Annotated in this window: 15 protein-coding genes; 7 read left to right on the top strand and 8 right to left on the bottom strand. The window is 68.5% G+C overall.

What is annotated here, in order from left to right; genetic code table 11:
- Window positions 1-616, top strand: a 616-nt coding sequence (locus tag GFH49_RS23055) for a universal stress protein (RefSeq protein ID WP_196217968.1), incomplete at its 5' end; no start/stop codon positions are given.
- A gap of 102 nt (window positions 617-718) precedes the next feature.
- On the top strand, window positions 719-850 hold the full coding sequence (locus GFH49_RS41020; RefSeq protein WP_268867518.1) for a hypothetical protein: 132 nt from the start codon (window positions 719-721) through the stop codon (window positions 848-850).
- Window positions 851-1,059: 209 nt separating this feature from the next.
- Here the strand turns inward: GFH49_RS41020 and GFH49_RS23050 are convergent, their stop codons facing one another.
- Entirely contained in the window at window positions 1,060-2,361 is a 1,302-nt protein-coding gene (locus GFH49_RS23050; protein WP_155057983.1) for an extracellular catalytic domain type 1 short-chain-length polyhydroxyalkanoate depolymerase, read from the bottom strand.
- Window positions 2,362-2,633: 272 nt separating this feature from the next.
- Here GFH49_RS23050 and GFH49_RS23045 point away from each other — a divergent pair, with 272 nt between their 5' ends.
- Window positions 2,634-3,134 carry a hypothetical protein gene (locus GFH49_RS23045; RefSeq protein WP_155057982.1) on the top strand — a complete coding sequence of 167 codons (501 nt, stop codon included), beginning with the start codon at window positions 2,634-2,636 and terminating at the stop codon, window positions 3,132-3,134.
- Between the two features lie 542 nt (window positions 3,135-3,676).
- Here the strand turns inward: GFH49_RS23045 and GFH49_RS23035 are convergent.
- From GFH49_RS23035 to GFH49_RS23010, 5 genes are all read right to left on the bottom strand, one after another.
- Complete coding sequence (locus tag GFH49_RS23035) at window positions 3,677-4,717, bottom strand: cellulose binding domain-containing protein (RefSeq protein WP_196218102.1); 1,041 nt, start codon at window positions 4,715-4,717, stop codon at window positions 3,677-3,679.
- A 96-nt stretch (window positions 4,718-4,813) separates the two neighbouring features.
- Entirely contained in the window at window positions 4,814-6,595 is a 1,782-nt protein-coding gene (locus tag GFH49_RS23030) for a cellulose binding domain-containing protein (protein WP_155057980.1), read from the bottom strand.
- A 97-nt stretch (window positions 6,596-6,692) separates the two neighbouring features.
- The gene (locus GFH49_RS40295) at window positions 6,693-8,306 is read right to left on the bottom strand and encodes a cellulose-binding domain-containing protein (RefSeq protein WP_230396443.1); all 1,614 of its coding nucleotides are present in this window, start codon (window positions 8,304-8,306) and stop codon (window positions 6,693-6,695) included.
- A 641-nt stretch (window positions 8,307-8,947) separates the two neighbouring features.
- On the bottom strand, window positions 8,948-9,478 hold the full coding sequence (locus GFH49_RS23020) for a DUF1203 domain-containing protein (RefSeq protein ID WP_155057979.1): 531 nt from the start codon (window positions 9,476-9,478) through the stop codon (window positions 8,948-8,950).
- A gap of 1,605 nt (window positions 9,479-11,083) precedes the next feature.
- Window positions 11,084-11,845: an IclR family transcriptional regulator gene (locus tag GFH49_RS23010; RefSeq protein WP_196218101.1), complete on the bottom strand. Its 762-nt coding sequence runs from the start codon at window positions 11,843-11,845 to the stop codon at window positions 11,084-11,086.
- Between the two features lie 195 nt (window positions 11,846-12,040).
- Here GFH49_RS23010 and GFH49_RS23005 point away from each other — a divergent pair, with 195 nt between their 5' ends.
- The 4 genes from GFH49_RS23005 (at window position 12,041) to GFH49_RS22990 (ending at window position 17,673) form a co-directional block, all read left to right on the top strand.
- Window positions 12,041-12,814, top strand: coding sequence for an SDR family NAD(P)-dependent oxidoreductase (locus tag GFH49_RS23005; protein ID WP_155057977.1), 774 nt, complete (start codon window positions 12,041-12,043; stop codon window positions 12,812-12,814).
- A 191-nt stretch (window positions 12,815-13,005) separates the two neighbouring features.
- Complete coding sequence (locus GFH49_RS23000; protein WP_196218100.1) at window positions 13,006-14,175, top strand: ABC transporter substrate-binding protein; 1,170 nt, start codon at window positions 13,006-13,008, stop codon at window positions 14,173-14,175.
- A gap of 46 nt (window positions 14,176-14,221) precedes the next feature.
- Window positions 14,222-16,933 carry an ABC transporter permease subunit gene (locus GFH49_RS22995; protein ID WP_155057975.1) on the top strand — a complete coding sequence of 904 codons (2,712 nt, stop codon included), beginning with the start codon at window positions 14,222-14,224 and terminating at the stop codon, window positions 16,931-16,933.
- Window positions 16,930-17,673, top strand: a complete 744-nt coding sequence (locus GFH49_RS22990; protein ID WP_155057984.1) for an ABC transporter ATP-binding protein — start codon at window positions 16,930-16,932, stop codon at window positions 17,671-17,673. The genes GFH49_RS22995 and GFH49_RS22990 overlap by 4 nt, the downstream gene beginning before the upstream one ends.
- A gap of 354 nt (window positions 17,674-18,027) precedes the next feature.
- Here the strand turns inward: GFH49_RS22990 and GFH49_RS22980 are convergent, their stop codons facing one another.
- Together GFH49_RS22980 and GFH49_RS22975 are read right to left on the bottom strand one after the other, a co-directional pair.
- Entirely contained in the window at window positions 18,028-18,525 is a 498-nt protein-coding gene (locus GFH49_RS22980) for a TetR/AcrR family transcriptional regulator (RefSeq protein ID WP_230396442.1), read from the bottom strand.
- Between the two features lie 76 nt (window positions 18,526-18,601).
- Window positions 18,602-19,075, bottom strand: a complete 474-nt coding sequence (locus tag GFH49_RS22975; protein ID WP_155057973.1) for a nuclear transport factor 2 family protein — start codon at window positions 19,073-19,075, stop codon at window positions 18,602-18,604.
- Window positions 19,076-19,357 lie beyond the last annotated feature (282 nt).

Raw genomic sequence — 19,357 nt, 5'->3', positions numbered from 1 at the left:
GGCGCTGCTGGAGAGTGCGGAGGACGCCGAGATGCTGGTGCTGGGCTCGCGTGGGCACGGCGCTGTCTCCGGTTTCCTCCTCGGGTCGGTCGGACAGCATGTGCTGGCCCGGGCGTCCATCCCCGTGGTGCTCGTACGCGCGGAAGAGCACCGGGCCGCTGAGGGCGCCGAGGCGGCCGGCGAAGACGGCGGCGAGGTGGTCGTCGGAATCCAGGACCGGGACCAACCCGCCGAGGAACTGCTGGAGTTCGCCTTCACCGCCGCAGCCGCCCGTGGGGCCACACTGCGCGTCGTGCACGCCTGGAGCCGTCCACCGGTGTTCGCTTACAGGGCTGTGGTCACGGGCGACGAGGACGGCAGTGTGGAGGCCCGGGTCGAGAAGGAGCTGCTGGAAGCCCTTGCGCCGTGGCAGGAGCGCTATCCGCAGGTCGAGGTGGTCCACAGGACCGACCTCGCGACCGCCGGGCAAGTGGTCCTCCAGGCCGCCCGGAACGCCGCACTCGTGGTCGTCGGCCGCAGGACGCACCGGCCCTCCCTCGGCATGCGCATCGGCCCCGTCACCCACGGCGTGATCCACCACGCCCCCGCGCCCGTCGCCGTCGTACCCCACGACTGAGGGACGACCGGACCGCGGGCCCGGGACGTGAACCGACCCGGACAGGGAACGCACGACGCACGACAAGGCCGGAGAGAAGACGAGAGAACAGGACATCAGGCCATGCCCCGATCCGTGTACGACGTCACCGAAGACGGACGGGACATGGCCGGTCTCCTCGGCGGCAAAGGCGCCAACCTCGCCGAGACGCGACGGATGAGCCTGCCGGTACCAGGCGCGAGATCACGTGGGTGAGACGGCCTGACCGGCAACAGCCATCTCGATCGGCGTTCCGACAGCCTGCTGCCGTGGGGATCGTTGAGCGGCTGGTGCCCGATGAACTGCGGGAGTCGGTCCAGGGACTGCGGTGCGCTGCCGTCGCCGAGGCCCTCTTCGGCTGGGGCCCGGGGCCGACGGCAGCACACCGCAGGTTCGACGTCCTGCCCGGGCAACAGGGTCAGCCGTCAGCCGGCCGTGCAGGTCTGCCCGTTGAGCGTGAACGCGCCGGGTGGCGCGCTGTTGCCGGTGTGGTTGGCCTGGTAGCCGATCGAGACGCTCGCGCCGGATGCGAGCGTGCCGTTGTAGGCCACGTTGGTGGCTGTCACCGTGCCGGAGGACGGTGCGTAGGTGGCGCCCCAGCCGCCGGTGATGGTCTGCCCGGAGGGCAGGGTGAAGCCCAGTTGCCAGCCGTTGACGGCCGTCGTACCGGAGTTGGTGAGGGTCACCGAGGCGGTCAGGCCGGTGTTCCAGGCGTTGGTGGTCACGGCCACCTTGCAGGCGCCCGGCTGGGGTTGGGGCGCGGGACCCGAGCTGTCCAGTCCGAAGAAGGTGAGGACGCGGGCTCCCATGCCCCAGGCGTACACGTTGTGGCCGGTCTCGATACTGATGGCCTCGACGGGGGCGCGGTCACCGGTGCCGCCGTATCGGGTGCGGGTCCAGCCGGACTGGGGTGAGTCGGTGGCGGCCGGGGTCTGGCTGACGCCGTGCACGTTCGTCCACTGCTTGATCTGCTCCCCGAAGTTGGGGTAGCGCAGGGTGTCGTCCTGCGTTCCGTGCCAGATCTGCATCCGGGGGCGGGGGCCGGTGTAACCGGGGTAGGAGTTGCGGACCAGGTCACCCCACTGCTGCGGGGTGCGGGTCACGGTGCCCTGGGCGCAGGCGCTGTTCCACTCGGAGCCGTCGGTGGTGGCGAAGCAGCCGAAGGGCACGCCCGCGAAGGCGGCGCCCGCCGCGAACACGTCGGGGTAGTTGCCGAGCAGGACGTTGGTCATCATCGCCCCGGAGGAGAGGCCGGTGACGAAGATCCTGCCGGTGTCCGCGGAGTACGTGCGGACGGTCCAGTCGACCATCGACTTGATGCCGACGGGGTCGCTGCCGCCGCCACGCCTGAGCGCCTGCGGGGAGGAGACGTCGAAGCACTTGCTGGCCCGGGTCACCGAGGGATAGACGACGATGAACCCGTAGCGGTCGGCCAGGGAGGCGTACTCGGTGCCGCTGTACATCGCCGGGCCGGAACCCGTGCAGTAGTGGACGGCCACGAGGACCGCCGGGTTGGCGGTGACGCTGTCCGGCACGTACAGGTACATCTGCAGATTGCTGGGGTTGGTGCCGAAGCCGGTGACCTCGGTGAGCGCCGCGGTGGGCGCCTGGGTGCGGGCGGCGGCCGGGGATGCGGTGAGGGTGACCGATGCGAGTAACGGCACCAGCGCGGTCAGGAGCGCGAGGAGGACCGTACGCAGCGGCCTCCTCCGGGGGGTGGTGTGCACGTCCTTGTCCTTTCTGGTCGCGGCTCGGGGGATCGGGTTCGGGGGCGTTGCGCCGGCCGGCCCTGTTCGGGAGTTTCGTAGGGGCCTGCGTGGAGACGCCCCGAGGACAGCCCCCACCTCTTGATCACAACCGATACAGGCCCCGGAACCGTGAAAAGGGTGCATGATTCGACGAGTCGGCCGGACCGCCAGTTCTCCGGCGCCGGTGTGCATGGGTTCTTCCCGCCTCGGGCACTCCAGGCGGGGTGAGTCGGCGAAGGGGGCAGTCCACGATGGACGCGGACACGGTCGTGGCGGCGTGTGCCGTCGTGATCGCTGTGGCATCGCTCGCCGTCTCGGTCTACGAGACACGCGCGACGCGGCAGCACAACCGCTACTCGGTTCGGCCCATACTCCAGTTGCAGCGGAGGATGTCCAAGGGGCAGAAAGCGGGGATCAAGCTCATGAACTCCGGTCTCGGCCCGGCCGTCGTCTTGAGCACGACCCTGACGGTCGACGGCCAGGTGATCGGCGCGTGGAACAAGGCCGGCGCGGACCGGGCGCGTGACGGCCTCGTCGTATGGCCCTATGCCGTGACGTTCAGTGAGACGCAGAGCATCGCCACCGGTTACGAGGACTTCTTGCTGAGCGTGGACCCGTACGAGCCAGAGGCCCATGCCGAGTTCGTGGACCTGATAACCCGGCGCCTGCACCTGGAGATCCGCTACGAGTCCCTCTACGGCGGGGAGAACTATCACGTGACCCTGCGCCCCCGCATTGAACGAGCGAGCTGACGCAGTACTGCGGCGCATCGGCTGCACTGTCGGAGTTGTCGTCGGCGCCGGTCGCGGCGGTGCAGGTCGTGCGGCCGCAACCGCCGGCCGTGCTCCGGCAGGTCGGGCCCTACGGCGGTGATCCTGCCGAAGACGTGGCCGTAACGCTCCGGAAGGAGCTTCGCGCCGGCGCGGCTCGGCCGAGGCGACCTGCCGCGTTCGTGAGGGGCAGTCAGGCCAGCGGCCAGGGCGACCATCGACGCAGTGGTGAGGCGGAAGCGACGAGACCGCGGTCCCCGGAGTGAGCGCCGGGATGGCCCGGATCCGGGGCTGGGAGCTGACCGCCGCAGGGACGCTGCCCACCCTGGGAGAGGCGCCTGGTCCGAGGGCCAGGTCGGCGTCCGTCCTACGGGCCTTGGTCGCCACAAGCCTGCCGCGGCGGGCTGCGCTCGACGTGTGAGAGCCGCGGCGGGACGACGGTTCACCGTGTGGAGGTGTGCCGGGCCGGCGGGTGCGGACGCCGCCTGCCCGGCACACGGTCTCGGGGGCACGAACTCGCGGGGTCACGGGCTGGAGCAGGACACGTCGGCCGGGGTGGCCGTGGCACTGCCGTTGGCCACGTATCCGAAGGTCGTCGACGCTCCCGCGCCGACGGCGGCGTTGTGGGCGGCGTTCTTGACGCTCACCGACCCGGTGGTGCCGGTGTTCACGCCGTTCCAGAGGCTGCCGATGCTCTGGCCTGCGGGCAGCGTCATCCGCACCGTCCAGCCGTTGAGCGCGGCGGACGCGCCGGCGCGGACGGTGACCTCGGCCTGGAGCCCGGTACCCCAGGAGTTGACCACCTTGTAGGTCGCGGTGCACGCACCGGGGGCCGGCGGCGGGCTCGTGGGCGGAGTCGTCACGTCGCCGATGCTGCCCGGTACCGACCGCAGCGCGTTGTACCAGACGGTGGCCATCTTGCTGTAGCCGCCGGCGTTCGGGTGCACGCCGTCCGCCAGGTCGGCGGTCGTCAGCGCGCTGTACATGTCGACCAGGTGCACGCGCTTGCCCGCGCTGACCTTGCTCTGCACGATCCCGGGGATCGCCGCGTTGTACGTCCGCACGGTCGCATCACTGAAGGACAGCGGGATGATGGTCGACACGAACACCTCCGTGTCGGGCGACTGGGCGGTGATGCGGTCGATCAGGGCGGACAGCCGCGACGGCGCTCCGGCCGGGTTGCTGCCGTACATGTCGTTGGTGCCGATGTGCAGCAGGATGGTCTGGGGGGTGTACGTACGCAGCCAGCCGGCGATGTTGGCGTCGATCTGGGCGATCGTCCAGCCCGAGTGGCCTTCGTGGTCGCGGTCGCCGAGGCTGCTCGGCCCGTTGGACTGCGAGCCGACGAAGTCGACCTGATAGCCGGCGGACGTGACCTTCTGCCACAGGTCGATGCGGTATCCGCCCGGTACGGTCAGGCCGTCGGTGATCGAGTCACCGAGCGGCATGACCCGTGTCCCGCCGTTCGATTCGGCGTGTGCGGTGCCGAACGTGGGGACCAGAACGGCGGCGACCGCTGCCAGGGCGGTGACCAAGCCGACGAGCAGGTGTCTGACTCGTCTCATCGAGTCTCTCCTTCACCAGGCCGGGCGGGCTCGCGCGCCGCCGGTGGGGGGGTCGGATGGATTCCCGTGGTGCCGCCCGGCCGGGCGGCACTCGCGTCAAGTCACGGCACAGGGTGTGCCGTTGAGTGTGAAGGCGGCCGGTCTGCCGCTGTCGCCGGTGTGGTCGGCCTGGAAGCCGATACTCACCGAGCCGCCTGCCGGGATGGTCGCGTTGTAGCTTGCGTTGCGGGCGGTGACCTGGCCGCTGGTCGGGCTGTACGTCGCGTTCCAGCCGGCGGTGATGCGCTGCCCGGCCGGCAGTGTGAACCCCAGCGACCAGCCGTCGACGGGCGCACCGCCGGTGTTGGCGATGGTGATGCTCGCGGTCAGGCCGGTGTTCCACGCGTTGGTGGCATAGGTCACCCGGCAGCCGGACCCGGTGGGCGGGGTGGTCGGTGGGGGAGTCGTGGGAGGCGGGCTGGTCACCTCGCCGGGGCGGATGACGTACGTGGCCAGCGACCGGGCCGGGACGGTGGCGGTGAAGGCGCCGCCGCCGACCGCGATCGGGGACTGCTCGGTCATGCTGTTCGAGGAGCCGGTGAGGTACGGCGTGGCCGTCCCGGTCGTCACCCCGGTGTTCTGCAACGCGTACGACACGGGTGTGGCGGTGCCGGCCGCGTTGAGTGCGACGACCACCACCGAGCCGTCGGTGTTGCGGAACGCCGACAGCCGCAGATTGCCGTCCGAGGTGCTCGCACCGATCCGGGTGGCGCCGGGACGGATATAGCGGCTGTACGAGCCCATCGCCCAAAGGCGTTTGGAAACGCTGTAGTTGGTGCCGTCGCTCTGGATGAAGGCCGCGGTGTTCGAGCTGGAGACGCCGTACCAGTAGAGGTACGCGCTGACGTTGCCGCCGGTGAGCGCGGTGTGGATCTTCTGTGCCAGCGCGAACCCGGAGCCGGTGCTGCCGTCGTCCCAACTCGTGTTCCAGGTCGGGGTGGACGGTGCCCACTCCGACATCCAGGTGGGGTCGCCACCCGAGGCCAGCGGTGAGGCGGGCTCCGAGCTGTAGGAGTGGCCGGTGTGGACGCTGACCCATCGGGCGGCCTCCGCGTCGGACTGGATCGCCGCGGAGTAGCCGCGCTGACCCTCCCAGCCCACGGCGTCGCAGCAGACCGCCCTGAACCCGGCCGCGTCCGCCACCGGGCCGAGGACCCTGGAGAACTCGGCCGCCTGCGCCGGGGTGAACCGCATCGACGAGTAGGACGTGGTCCAGTCGGGTTCGTTGGTGAACCCGATCTCGTTGATCTTGATGCCTTCCTGGCCATAGAACTTCGCGTACTGGACCAGGTAGTCGGCGTACGCCCGGCGCCAGTCGCCGCTGGCACACGAGGCGCCCGACAGACCGCACAGCGTGCCGCCGTTGTTCTCGGTGCCGTTGGTCTTCATGTAACCCGGCGCGCTCCAGGCGTCCGCGTAGAACCGGGACACGCCGTATGACTGGGCCTTCTTGGCCAGCCACACCTGGCCGTCGTCATCGCCGTTCCAGACGTACCGGGGCGTGGCGTTCGGACCGCCCGGATCGGTGGGCTGGATGGAGCTGCCCGTGGAGCTGATGCCCAGCCGCAGGATGCTGTTCCCGGCGCCGGTGGTCGGGCTGTAGAGCAGGTCGAGCACCGTCTGCTGGTCGGCCGCCGGCAGACTGCTGATGAGGTCGGCCCGTCCGAACGCCGAGGAGAAGCCGAACCCGTCGATCGTCTGGTACGACGTCGAGCCGTTGACGGTCGCCGACGAGGCGGCCCAGGCACGTGGCTGGTCGACGCCGGCCACGCCGACTGCCGCGACGATGGTCAGTGCTGTTCCGGCCACGATGGGCCAGGTTCTGGAGATTCTTCGCATGGGCTGCCCTCCCTCTCGGACAGAACCTGTGGGTGCTGCACCCTGGACGGGCGCCCTGGGTGGTTCCGCTACGACGTGTCCCGGTGCGGGAGGTGTGTCAGGAGCTGGCGCAGGCGAGGTCGGGCACGGTGATGGTGCCGGTTGAGGTGGCGAGGAAGCCGAACGTGGTGGTGCCGCCTGCCGGTATCGCCCCGTTGTAGGAGGCGTTGCGGACGGTGACCGTGGAGCCGCTCACGGTACTGACGCCGCCCCAGATCTGGGTGAGGGTCTGCCCGCCGGCCAGCTCCCACCTGACGGTCCAGCCGTTGAGGGCGGAGTCGCCGGCGCGGACGGTGACCTCGCCCTGGAAGCCGCCGGACCATTGGTTGACCACCCGGTAGGTGCCACTGCACGGGCCGGCCGGGGGGTCGGTTGTGGGCGGCGGCGTTGAGTTGTCCCCCGGGACGGTCCAGGGAATCTGTGCGGGGGTGGGCGCGGGGTAGGGCACGTTGTCGAAGGTGCGTGAGACCGCCTTGCCCATCAGGTACTTGTCGGCGAAGTCCATGATCGCGTTGTAGTCGGCGATGTCGATCTGGTGACCGCCGGGGCGGTAGCTGATGCCGATGTGATCGGCGACGCCGAGGTACTGGTACACCATCTTTGCGCCGCGGTGGCTGAGGCCGGTGCCTTGTGGATTGGTGCGGATGTCCGAGCCCTCGGTGCCGTTGGTGGTCAGCAGCAGCCGGGGTGCCACCAGCGCGGCCACCTCGTGCTGGTCGAAGGGCAGCCGGTTGGCCTGGTTGCGGAACTGGCTGAACCGCGGGGTGAACCAGTACGCGGCACCGAGGATGTCGTTGAGGGTCTCGTCGTTGCTGCCGTTGGTGAAGAAGAAGCGGTAGTTACCCATCCCGGCCGTGCCGCCCGAGCCCGGCACGGTCAGCGCGATCCGCTCGTCGAACGCCCCCGCCACCAGCGCCGCCTTGCCGTACCGGGAGTAGCCGGACACGCCGACCTTTGTGCTGTCGATCTCCGGCACGGCCGCCTCGATCGCGTCCAGGGTGCGGTGCACCCCCCAGGCCCAGGCCATCAGTACGCCGGTGTCGACGTCGGCACCGTTGTACAGAGTCCAGAAGGCGCCGGTCTTGGAGGTGCTGTCGGCGGCGATGCTGTTCGGGTTGATGCTGACCTCGGCGTACCCGCGGCTCGTGGGGCTGGCCGCCAGCCCGTTCAGCAGGATGAGCGCCGGGAACGGACCGCTGCCGCTGGGCAACCGCACGGTCGCGGTGAACGAGGCGGACCTGCCGTTCGCCTGCACCGACACGGTCAGGCTGGTGCCGCTACGGGTTCCGGTGACGCTCGTCGGTGCGGGCGGCAGATGCCCGTACTCGTAGTACTGCGCCAGCTCGCTGATCTGCGCACGTCGGCAGGACCACTCCGCGGAGCCGGCCAATCGGGTGCCGTCCCAGTTGGTGAACGGGTCCGGCAGTTCGGAGATCACCGGCAGTGATCCGGGTGCCGGGAGCGTGGTCGGCAGCCCCGCGCAGGCGACCGGATCGGCCGCAGCGGACCAAGGAGCCGAGGACGCGGCTGCGTTCGAGCGGCCCATCGCCGCGGCGGGGACACCGACGGCGGCCGCTGCGAGGACGGACAGGGCCGCTCTCCGGCTGATGCTGCCGTGTGTACTGGCTGTACTGATTGCACTGGCTGCACTGGCTGCACTGGCTGTACGCATGAGGTGCTCCACTTCAGCGGTTGACGTGGGGGACCGCGCGGATGGAACGTGCTCGACGCGCCCTTGGCCGGGTGAAACACCGGAACAAGGAGAAACAGGCGGTATGGGAGCGCTCCCATAACGTAGGAGGGGGCGCGGGTGACGTCAATGCCTCTGCCGGAAATCCATCGCCGTAACTTTCGAATGTTTCGCTCACTGTCATCGATGCGCCAGCCGGTGCCGATCGCCTCGTGACGGCAGGGCTCCACAGGTCACACACCTTGCGTCCGCATGGGATCAAGTGGTGATCGCTGTGTGAGTTGCCGAAAGCCTCTCGAAACATTCCGTGCCGGGCGTCCGAATGCTGCGCCATCCTCGGCCCTCAGATGATCGATTCCAACGGGTTCAGTGGTCGAAGGCGGCCAACGAGCGCAGACATGGCTGTCCCGTGTGATCGTTCTGCCGGAACGTGTGCGTCCTCGGTGCGCTAGGGACGGATGCCCGGCTCGGCCGGCTGACGCTCGAAGGTGCGGCCGAGGTAGCTAGGTCGGCGGCCAGCACCTGCTTGGGCAGGTACGGGCGGGCGTGGCGGAGCCACATGGCGTCGGAGGGGAAGCCGCGTATGGCCTGCATCATTGTGGCCGTGACCAGCTCGGCGTCGCTCAGCGTGGCGGCAACTGCTCCCTGACGGTGGGCCGTCGCACCTCGAAGTGGAAGCATCCGTATTCCAGTGCCCTGACGTGCACGAGCACCACGTCCGGGTCGTTGAACGCATCATCGAAGGCTGCGTCGAAGCCGGCCGTGGCGTCGGCGGGAATCTCCAGAAGGCGTCCACCGGCGATATGGCCCCGGGCGTCATAGCGGCGCACGGTGCGCAGGGCGCCCACTCGATCGAAGGGGTAGTTCTCGCCGGGAGTGAACCCGGCGCAGTCATCGGCGTGGATGAAGACGGGGCCCTGCTCGTCGTACGCGCCCGGCAGCGCACCCGTCTCCGCGGCCCAGCGCCGCAGCGGGGCGTACGAAACCAGGGCAATGCGCTCGCCGAGCGTGATGGGACGCAGGCAGCAACGCAGCGGAGAGCCCGCGTCGTCCCGGGTCGCGATGTACGGGGCGCAGGGACGGCCTGTGTCGTCGGCTACCCGCAGTTCCTTGAGGGCGGCTGTGTCAATGGGGAGCACGGTGTAGCTGGTCATGTGCCACATGCTGGTTCGACGCGGCTGTCTTTGCTGGCAGAAAACGGACGTCGCGTTGACGCACACCCACGTGCGGGAGACGTGCCGGGAGTTGATCCAGGCAGGGAGCGTGTTTCGCGTTTCCTGCCGAGCACAGGGAGGCCCTGTTCCCGCCGTCGATGTTCGCCGACGTGTATCCCTCGTTCAACGGCCGTGCCAGTCGCCGCCGCAGGTCCTTGCCGCGACGGTGTGCTGTAGAGCCTGTAGAGCCTGTAGAGCCTGCATGGCCTGTCGGACTTCGAGGCGGTCCAGGAACTGCGGTGTGATCTGCGGCGGAAAGCGGCCTGCGGGCTGGTCCTGTACGACATTGCATTCGATCCGTCGCTGCGGACGCACTTCAGGCGCCGGCTGCGCCACTCGACCGATCCGATGCGGATCTTCCCCAAGGTCAAGGAGGTCGTGGACGCGACCGGGGTACTCAAGGACAAGCAGCGGTGCGCTTTGGCCTCCGCCGTCCCCGATGACGCGGTGGCCACCCGGGACACCGTCACCCAGATCATGCGCACGACTACACCGACCCGGGCAAACACACTGACCCGGGCAACCCGAAGATCGCCTGGAACGACGGGCAGGCGCGCGCCGCGCTGGTCGATGCGCTGGTCACCGACGCGATCAACTTGCTCGGACACCTGCCTGAACAGGAACTGGGCGAGAGGGCGGCGAACGCGGTGGGCCTGCTGGCCCTGGTCTCCGGGCAGGACGTGGAACCGGCCGAGGACTCCGACGGCCGTGACGGCCGCTGGGTGCATCGCCCCGCGCGCCGCGCCCGCCACAGCGACGGCTTCAGAGGGCTGCAAAGGACACGTCTCCTTCGAGCCGGAGAGCGGGCTGTTCGCCGCAGTCGCCGTCACCGGCGGCTATGGTCCCGGCAGCCACGAAGCGGCCGTCGCCCGTGATCTGCTGGACGGAGAGGACGGCGGGTCAACCGTGCTCGGCGACTGCGCCCATGGCACCGGCGAGCTGCGCGAAAGTCGCAGGCCGCGGGCCACACCCGCAGCCGGCACTGCGACCTGCCCCGGCCGAACGCACCGCCGACCTCGGCCGGATCAAAGCCGGCGGCGCCCGCACCACCCAGTTCAAACGCCTGTGCGCCGACTGCCGGCCCCCTGCACGAGCGCGGCACCACCTCCAAGACAGGACGCACCCTCAACATCCATCCCCAGCATGAACCGCCGACCGCCGACCGCCGACCGCCGACCGCCGACCGCCGACCGCCGACCGCCGACCGCCGACCGCCGACCGCCGACCGCCGACCGCCGACCGCCGCGACGCCGCCGACCCGACCCGGCCCGGCAGGCCGAATACCGCAGATCGCGGCCTCCGGTCAGGGTGACCGGAGCACCCGCCGAGAACGGTCGTCGTCACCGGAACGACTCCTGCCGGGCAGGAGCCGAGCACTTCCCGGAACAGCGTGGGCTCGACCGGCTTTGCTCTCGTGCGCGGATCCACTGTGATCATCGCAGTCCCATCTCCAGGTGGGTTCTATGCGAAGACAGTCGCATCCCGGCCTCTGGGCGTATGTGACCAAAGGCAGTCGTGCGCGCGGATTCTGGTTCGGGGTGAGTACTACGAGCCTGAGATGCGCTCTGCCCCGAAGGCCGCGGCGTCGCGAACCGACGAGATCAGTTCCGAGAGCCGCCGGTCGTCAACGCGGTGTGCCGGTGCCGTGACCGAGAGGCAGGCAATGATCCGGCCGGTACGGTCGGTCACCGGCGCGGCGATACCCACGACGTCGTCGTTGACCTCGCACTTGCTCACGGCATACCCCTGTCCTCTGACGAGTTTGATCTCCTCTCTTAAGGCCGCCGGGTCCGTGATGGTCTGCGATGTCAGTGGCCGTAGGTCGGTGGCGGCCAGGTAATCGGTCAGCTCCTCGTCGGGAAGTCTGGTGAGCAGCACCTTGCTGTGAGCGCTGGCGTACAGCGGAATCGAGCGGCCGAGCGGGCTGACGGTGCGTACGAACTTCGGGCTTTCGATGCTGCTGAGGCACAGCGCCGAGAAGCGGACTCGGATCCACAGTGAGGCCGTTTCGTCGGTCTCCTGCTGTAGCCGCTCAAGTGCGGGGTGGAGCGTGACCGCGATGATGTTCTGCTGGGTGAGGCCCGCGGCGAGGCCGAGAATGAGGACGCCGAGCGTGTACCGCTGGCGCTCTTCGTCGTAGTCCGCGAACCCCTGCCCCGCCAATGTCACCAGAAAGCGCCGCACTGTCGTCTTCGGCAGACCCATCTCCTCGACCAGTTCGGGCAGGGAGTAACCCTCCGGTCGTAGCGCGAGAGTGCGGAGCACGCTGAGTGCCCGGTCCAAAACGGCGATCGTGTCGGTGCTCATGGGTCCCGATGCTAGAGCCTCCTCCGGGGCCGAGCCGGGTCCTTGCGCCCTCCTGAGGTGCAAAAGTACGGTACGCCGAACCGTAAGACGGAGTAATTGCCGTCCCGGGGCTGCGCTATTCGACACCGTGTGGAGGAGCCAGGATGGTCTGCATAGGGAACAAAGGGAACACCGGCGTGGGTCGGCATGTCTGACATGGGCGCGGAGGAACTGTCGCCGCCACCGACCGCAGGCGGCGTCGTGCTGATCACCGGCGCGGCTACCGGGGTCGGACGCGGATGTGCCGTCAGGTTTGCTCGCCATGGGTTCGACGTGGTCGTCAACCACTTCGGCACCGAGAACGACGCTCGGCGGACTGCCGCGCTCGTGGAGTCGGCTGGGGCGCGCGCTCTCGTGGTGGAGTGCGACGTGTCCGACGATGCCAAGGTCCGCGACATGGTGAGCCGCGTGGAGCGCGAGTTCGGCCGGTTGGACGCGCTCGTCAACAGTGCCGGCACCACCGCGTTCATCCAGCACCAGAGGCTGGAGGAACTCTCCGAGGTGATCTGGGACCGCATTCTTGACGTGAACCTGAAGGGGCCGTACTTCGTGACGCGTGCCGCGGTTCCGCTGCTTCGGCAGTCTCCTCGGGCCTCGGTCGTCAACGTCAGTTCCGCCGCCGCCATCACCGGCCAGGGATCGTCAATCGCCTACTGCGCGAGCAAAGGGGCGCTCAACACCATGACGAAGTCGCTGGCCCGTGCGCTCGCTCCGCAGATCCGCGTGAACGCGGTGTGTCCCGGGCCCATCAGCACGGACTGGATGCGTGGGGTGCTCAGCGAGGAGGAGATCGAGGGGCTGGCTGCCGGCTATCCGATCCCTCGGGTCGCCACTGCTGACGATGTCGCCGATGCGGTGTTCTACCTGACCGCGCTCACGTCCCTGACGACTGGCCAGTGCTTGGTCATCGATGGTGGCGCAACGATCTGATCTCCAGCAGGTATGGAGCATTCGGACTTCTTGCCTTCAAGGTTGGTTCAAAGTACGGTACGCCAAACCGTACTCGGGAGCGGTTCTGGTCACGGTTGATGTGCCCGAGACCGGCTTCCGAATCTCAAAGGAGAGAACCCATGAGCATTGGCACGCCTTCTGGCCTCGGCTCGAGGCCCAGAACTCTCGCGGTGGTTGCACTGGGATCGGTTTGCACGCTCGCGCTGGCCGCGTGCGGTGGCACCGCGAGCAGTGGCTCGGACAAGGCGCTGGTCCTGGGAGTCTCCGTGCCGTTGAGCGGACCCGTGGCGGCGGCGGGGTTCGCGCAAGGCTGCGGCGTGGAAGCGTACCTGAAGTCGGTGAGCGGCTCGGATGAGCTCAACGGCTACGAGGTGGAGGTGCGCAAGGAGGACAGCCAGTACGACCCGTCGCGTGCCGCGTCGATCGCGCGGAACTTCGCCAACGACGGCGTCTTCGCCGCCTACGTCGCCGGGACCGCCCCAGCGGAGGCGTCGCGACCGGCGCTGGAGTCGCGCCGAATCCCGACCTTCGCCACCGCCGATGGCGCCATGGTGACGCCTCCGCCGTGGGATGGCCAGTTCGGCTACTACCCGTCCTACGTTCAGGACGCGAAGGGCACAGTCGAGTTCATCAGCTCGACCCTGGATGCGGAAAAGATGGCGTTTGCCTACAGCGGACCGGCCGGCGAACCGGTCGCCGACGCGATGCCTTCGATCACGAAGGATGCAGGCGTCGAGCTGGCGGCTGTGGAGAGCGTTCCCGTCGACACGACGGACTTCGCCTCCCTCGCGCACAAGCTGAAGAGCTCAGGAGCGCAGGCCGTGTACGTCAACTTCGTCGACACGCAGATCGCCGCGCTGCAGAAGGCCTCGGATGCCATCGGCTACGACCCGGAGTGGGTCCTCAACCCGTTCGCGTACGGACCCAAGTACCTGGAACTCGCTGGGGGTCTCGCGGCCGGAACCTACGTCGCCCAGTGGGCGTGGCCGTCGACGCAGACGTCGGAGCCGAGTGTGAAGGCCTACCGCTCCGCTGTGGCGGATCTCGGCGGTGACTGCGCCGACCAGGTGGACGACACGAACACCGGCATCGGCTACAACGTCGGGTCCATCATCGCGCACGGCATCAGCGAGGCGACCGAAGGCGGGGCGGAGCCGACCTCGGAGTCGTTCATCAAGGCCCTGGAGTTCAAGGACCTGGAGCTCGGGACGACGCCGCTCATGACGTACTCCAGCGACTCTCATGCCGCGGTTGCCGCGCAGTCCTTCTGGAAGGTCGCCGAGGGCGGCGGTGACGTCGGTCTGGAGAAGGTCACCGACTTCGCTCCGCTGCCCAAGTAGCACTCACGGTTGTTCTGGCACTAAGCGCTGAACGAGGAGCGAACTGATGCTAAGCGTGATCCTGAGCGGTGCCGTGACAGGTCTGTTGTATGCACTCGCCGGTCAGGGCCTGGTGGTCGTGTACCGCACGACGAGGGTCCTCAACTTCGCGTTGGGGGGCATGGGCGTCATCGTCGGGTATGTCGCCTACGACATGCTGAAGGGCGGCGTCCCGTACTGGGTCGTTCTTCCCGCCGCGGCCGGCGTCGGGGCACTCCTGGGCGGCCTCGTCGAGCGCCTCCTCGTCGTCCCGTTGTCCAAGCAGCCGGCCTTCACGATCTCGATCGCCACGATGGGGGTCTTTCTCGGGCTGGAGGGCGCTGCGAGCCTGATCTGGGGTCTTCAGCCCAGGAGTCTCCCGCCGGTCCTCGCGGATGCGGGCACCGTTCGGTTCGGGTCGACGCTCTCGGTCAGCGCCAACCAGCTGTTTATCATCGGCACCGCGGTGGTGATGACCGCGGTCCTGCTGGTTCTGGTGGAGCGGAGCAGACTCGGTCTGGGGATGCGGGCGACCAGCTCGGGCCCCATGACGGCACAGCTGCTCGGCGTTGACGTCAAGCGCGTGCGCCTCGCCGGATGGCTCATCGGCGGGGCGTACGGTTCGGCCGCGGCGCTGCTGGTCACTCCGCTCACCTATCTCTCGCCGACGAGTTTCGCGACCTTCCTGCTGACGGCCGTCGCCGCGGTCATCCTGGGCGGCTTCACGAACATCGTCGGTGTCGTCCTGGGGGCGATCGCGTTCGGGGTCGGTACCAACCTGCTGGTGGTCTACCCCGGCGGAGAACTCGTCTCGACCTACACGTTCCTCGCGGTGGCGCTGATCCTCGTCTTCCGGCCGCACGGGCTCTTCGGCCGGGCCGAACGCGAGCTTGATGAGCCCGACCTCGGTGCCGGGGCAGCACGAAGAGGGCGCAGGAGCGGGGTCGCCCGTCGTGGGTTTCCCTCGCTGCGGCCGGCTCCTTGGATGCGCGCTGTCCCATGGGCTGGGTGGGCGGCGGTAGCGGTGCTGCTGGCGATGGTCCCGTACGTGTTGCCGGTGACGGACATGTACACCGTCGCCACCGTCCTGGCGGCGTTCGTCGCCGTGGTCGGCCTGAACATCGTGGCAGGGCACGGCGGACAGGTCTCACTCGGCACGGGTGGGTTCGCGGCGGCGGGCGGCTACGGTGCGGCCATCGCGGTGGAGGAGGGGGTTCCGCTCATCCTGGCGCTGGTCGTGGCCGGCGTCGCCGCGGCAGTCCTCGGATTGGTTATCGGCATCGCCGTCATCCGGCTCTCGGGCCTGTACCTGGCACTGCTGACATTGCTGTTCGCTTTCGCGACCCCGGAACTGCTTCTCTACTTCAGGGACGTCACCGGCGGTGACCGGGGCAAGACCCTGGCGTCGGAGGCGTTCCTCACCCCCGAATCTCAGTACTGGCTCGTCTATGTTGTCGCGGCGGCGGTCGCCCTGTTCGCCGGGTGGGCGGGTTCGAGCCGCTTGGGCCGGAACTGGCGTGCGGTTCGCGACAGCGAGAATGGCGCCAGGGCGCTCGGCTTGAACACGGTGCGTGTCAAACTCGGCGCATTCGTTCTCAGCTCAGGGCTGATCGGCCTCAGCGGTGCGCTGACAGGCGTACTGATCGCCTTCGTCGCGCCTGACAGTTACGACGTGTTCTTCGGTGTGTACGTCCTCCTCGCGGTCGTGCTCGGCGGGTCAGGATCGGTTGCCGGCAGCCTGGCAGGGGCCGCGTTCATCACGCTGGTGCCCGAATACTCCACCGGACTTCCAGCCCCGCTTGTCTTCGGGGCCGCCCTCCTTGTCGTCATGCTCGTGGCGCCGAGCGGGCTCGCCGGAATCGCGCGCCGGCTCGTCAGCGCTCCCCGCGAAGTGGATGTCGTCGACGCGAACGGGACCGAAGACGCGGTGACGGATGGCGTCAGTGATTCCGTCGCGGTCGCCGAGCCGCCGATCGACGGCGTCGAGCATCCCGCACTGGAGCAGCCTGCGCTCCTCCGCCTGCATCAGGTCAGTGCCGGGTACGGCGACGGCCGCGTACTCAAGGACTTCTCCCTCACGGTCGGCCGAGGGGAGGTCGTGAGCCTGCTGGGTGCCAACGGAGCAGGCAAGTCGACGGTCCTGCGCGTGATATCCGGCCTGATCCCGTGTGAACGGGGCGAGATCTCTTGGAGCGGCACGCTGATCGGGAGCCGGAACCTCGACTCGCCGCATCTGATCGCTCGTGCCGGGATCGCACACGTCCCGGAGGGGCGCGGTGTGTTTCCCGACCTCACCGTCCAGGACAACCTGCGGATGGGCATGTTCTTCAGACCCCGAGAACAGCAAGGAGGCCTGGATGACGCCCTGGAAGAGGTATTCGAGCACTTCCCCGTCCTCAAGTCGAGACTCCGGCAGCTCTCCGGGTCGCTGTCGGGCGGCGAGCAGCAAATGCTGGCGATCGGCCGAGCTCTCGTCGGCTCCCCACGGCTCCTGATGCTCGACGAGCCGTCCTTGGGCTTGTCGCCGCTCATCACACAGCAGATCATGCGGGGCCTCCGGTCTATCGCCGATCAGCAAGACGTGTCCGTCCTGCTGATCGAGCAGAACGCCCGCGCCGCCCTGGAACTGTCGGATCGCGCCTACGTCCTGGCCCGTGGACGCGTCGCGACGACCGGATCCGCACAGAGCCTGCTCGTCGACCACGAGCTGTCGCACCTTTACCTAGGAGTGGACGCATGAGCACGCCGATCCTGGACGTGGTTGCTGTCTCGCAAAGGTTCGGAGGCGTCGTGGCGATGGACGACGTCACCCTGAGCATCGAGCCGGGGGAGCGGGTCGGCCTCATCGGCCCGAACGGAGCCGGCAAGAGCACGTTGGTCAACGCCGTAGCGGGCGGCCTGCGCCCGTCCGCCGGCGACGTTCTGTTCGACGGCAAGAGCGTGCGCCGCCTCCCAGCGCACGCACGGTACCGCCGGGGCATCTCTCGCACATTCCAGAACCTTGAGCTGTTCTTGTCCATGTCGGTCGTGGACAACATCGTCGTCGCAGCCGAGAGCGGCCTGGCCTTCGGGAGCAGCCTTCGTCCAAGCTCGAACCAGTCAGTGAGGCGAAGGACGATGGAGGCGCTGGAGCGGCTGGGCATCTCCGACTACGCGGACACCCTCACCGGCGAACTCCCCTACGGCGTCCGCAAGCTGGTCGAACTCGGCCGCGCCTTCGTCACCAAGCCCAGACTGCTGCTCCTCGACGAGCCCGTGGCCGGGGTATCGGACGCCGACGACTTCCTCACCGTCCTCCACAGTGTGCTGACCGAGCTCGGCTGCGCGGTACTGCTCGTAGAGCACGACATGCCGACGGTCCAACGCATGACCGACCGCGTCTACGTCCTCGAAACCGGCCGGATCATCGCCAACGGCACTTATGCAGAGGTGTCCAAGGATCCCCACGTCATCGAGGCATATCTCGGCAAACCCCAATGAGTGGTATGCATCGTGAAGTTGCTGGTCACGGGCCTGGTGTGAGGGCCGGGAGAGCGACTTGCGCTGGTCGTCGGCCAGTGTCCACGGCGAAGATCGTCTGACATGTCGTTCGGGGGTGTCCTCAAGTTCTGCTGCGCGAGAGCGGGGGAGGGCGTGGGGACGCGGGAGCTGGAGCGGATCACGGCTCGCTGGAGTGAACTGGACAGGCTCGCTGCGGAGTTGGCCAGGCAGCTGCAGGAGGTCCAGGCCGAGCGGGAGGAGCTCGTGATCGCCGAGCGGGTCCTGAACCGGCTGGCCGAGCCGGCCTACGGGGAAGGCTCGGGGCCGTCGTCGCCGAACTGCCGGTGTCGGGTCTCATCGAGCGGTGAGGACGTGCGCCCACGGCTCATCGATATCGGCCAGACCCAGCACGGCGACCACGTTGTCGAGCATTCCGTCGCCGAACCAGCGCCGTACGGCGGCGTCGTCGCCCAGCAGCTGCCGGACGGTGTCGACCTGCTTGGCGTAGCATCGGCGCACGGCCTGTGCCACCAGCGGCTCGCCGACGGCACAGTTCGCGTGCATGAGGAAACGCAGGATGTTCCGGTCCGCGACGAGCGCGGCGTAAGCGCCGCGTGCGGCATCCAACCTCGCCTCGGGCGAGAGGCCGGCCCCGCCCGACGCCGGCGAGTGAGCGACCAGCGTGTCGGTCATGACGACCGACACGTGGTCGACCGCCGCCGCGAACAGCGCTTCCTTGTTCGGGTACAGGCGGTAGAGGTACGGCTGAGAGACGCCGACCCACGCTGCGATCTCGTGCGTCGTCGTACCGTAGAAACCTTTTTGCGCGAAGCAGTCGACCGCGGCGGCCATGATGGCCCGACGTCGTTCGTCGCTCTTCGTGCTGGTACCGGCGGCAGGCATGGGCGTCAGTCAAACACGGCTCCCCTCAGCCCCCAAAAGTCACGCTGAGGTCAGAGTCGGACGGCACGTCGTCGGGCGTGAGCGCCTCGATCGCCACCAGCGGGTTCCAGTAGTCCAGGTAGTGGGTGATGCGCCCGTCGTCATCGGTCCGCACGACGGAGATGCACGTCTGCTCGTACGGCTTGCCGGTCGGCAGGGCAGTGCCCTTCGAGCGGAATTCGGCGATCACCAGACCCGGATCGACGGTGTCGTGGAAGACCAGGTCGACGAACTCCACGTCGAAGGTCTCGGGAAAGTTGCTCATGTGGGCGACCAGTGCGTCTCGCCCGGTCACCCGCTGGGGCACGCCGGCCGGTGCGTACGGGAACTCGAGCACCGCGTCCGGGGCGAACAGCTCCACCCATTCCTCGACGCGTCCCGCGGCGGTAAGGCGCAGGTGCTCGGCCAGGGCGTGCTGGGCAGCGGCCCGGCGGGCGGCGGCGTCTCCCTTGACTGTCATCTTCCCTCCTACGTTAGTGGTCGACCTATAACCTACCACGCCGCGAGCCGTTGCGGGTAGTCGAGCAGAGGTAGCGCCAGGGGATCCCGGTCCGGTTCACGTACAGGATGGCGTCATGGAAACACCCCCCTCGGCGGCGGGCGGCGCCGGCACTACCGGCGCCCGTCACGCTTCGGTGAAGATCGTCGGTCACCGGGAGACTTCGCGGTTCGTCTGTGGCGTAGCTGGTGAGCCTGCTTATTGATCTTGGTTGTGGTCTGCTGTTGCTCAGTTGTAGTGAGC

This window comes from Streptomyces blattellae (assembly GCF_009709555.1).
Classification (GTDB): domain Bacteria; phylum Actinomycetota; class Actinomycetes; order Streptomycetales; family Streptomycetaceae; genus Streptomyces; species Streptomyces blattellae.
Note: the sequence above shows the minus strand (reverse complement) of the source record. Positions and strands in the feature narration are given on the sequence as shown.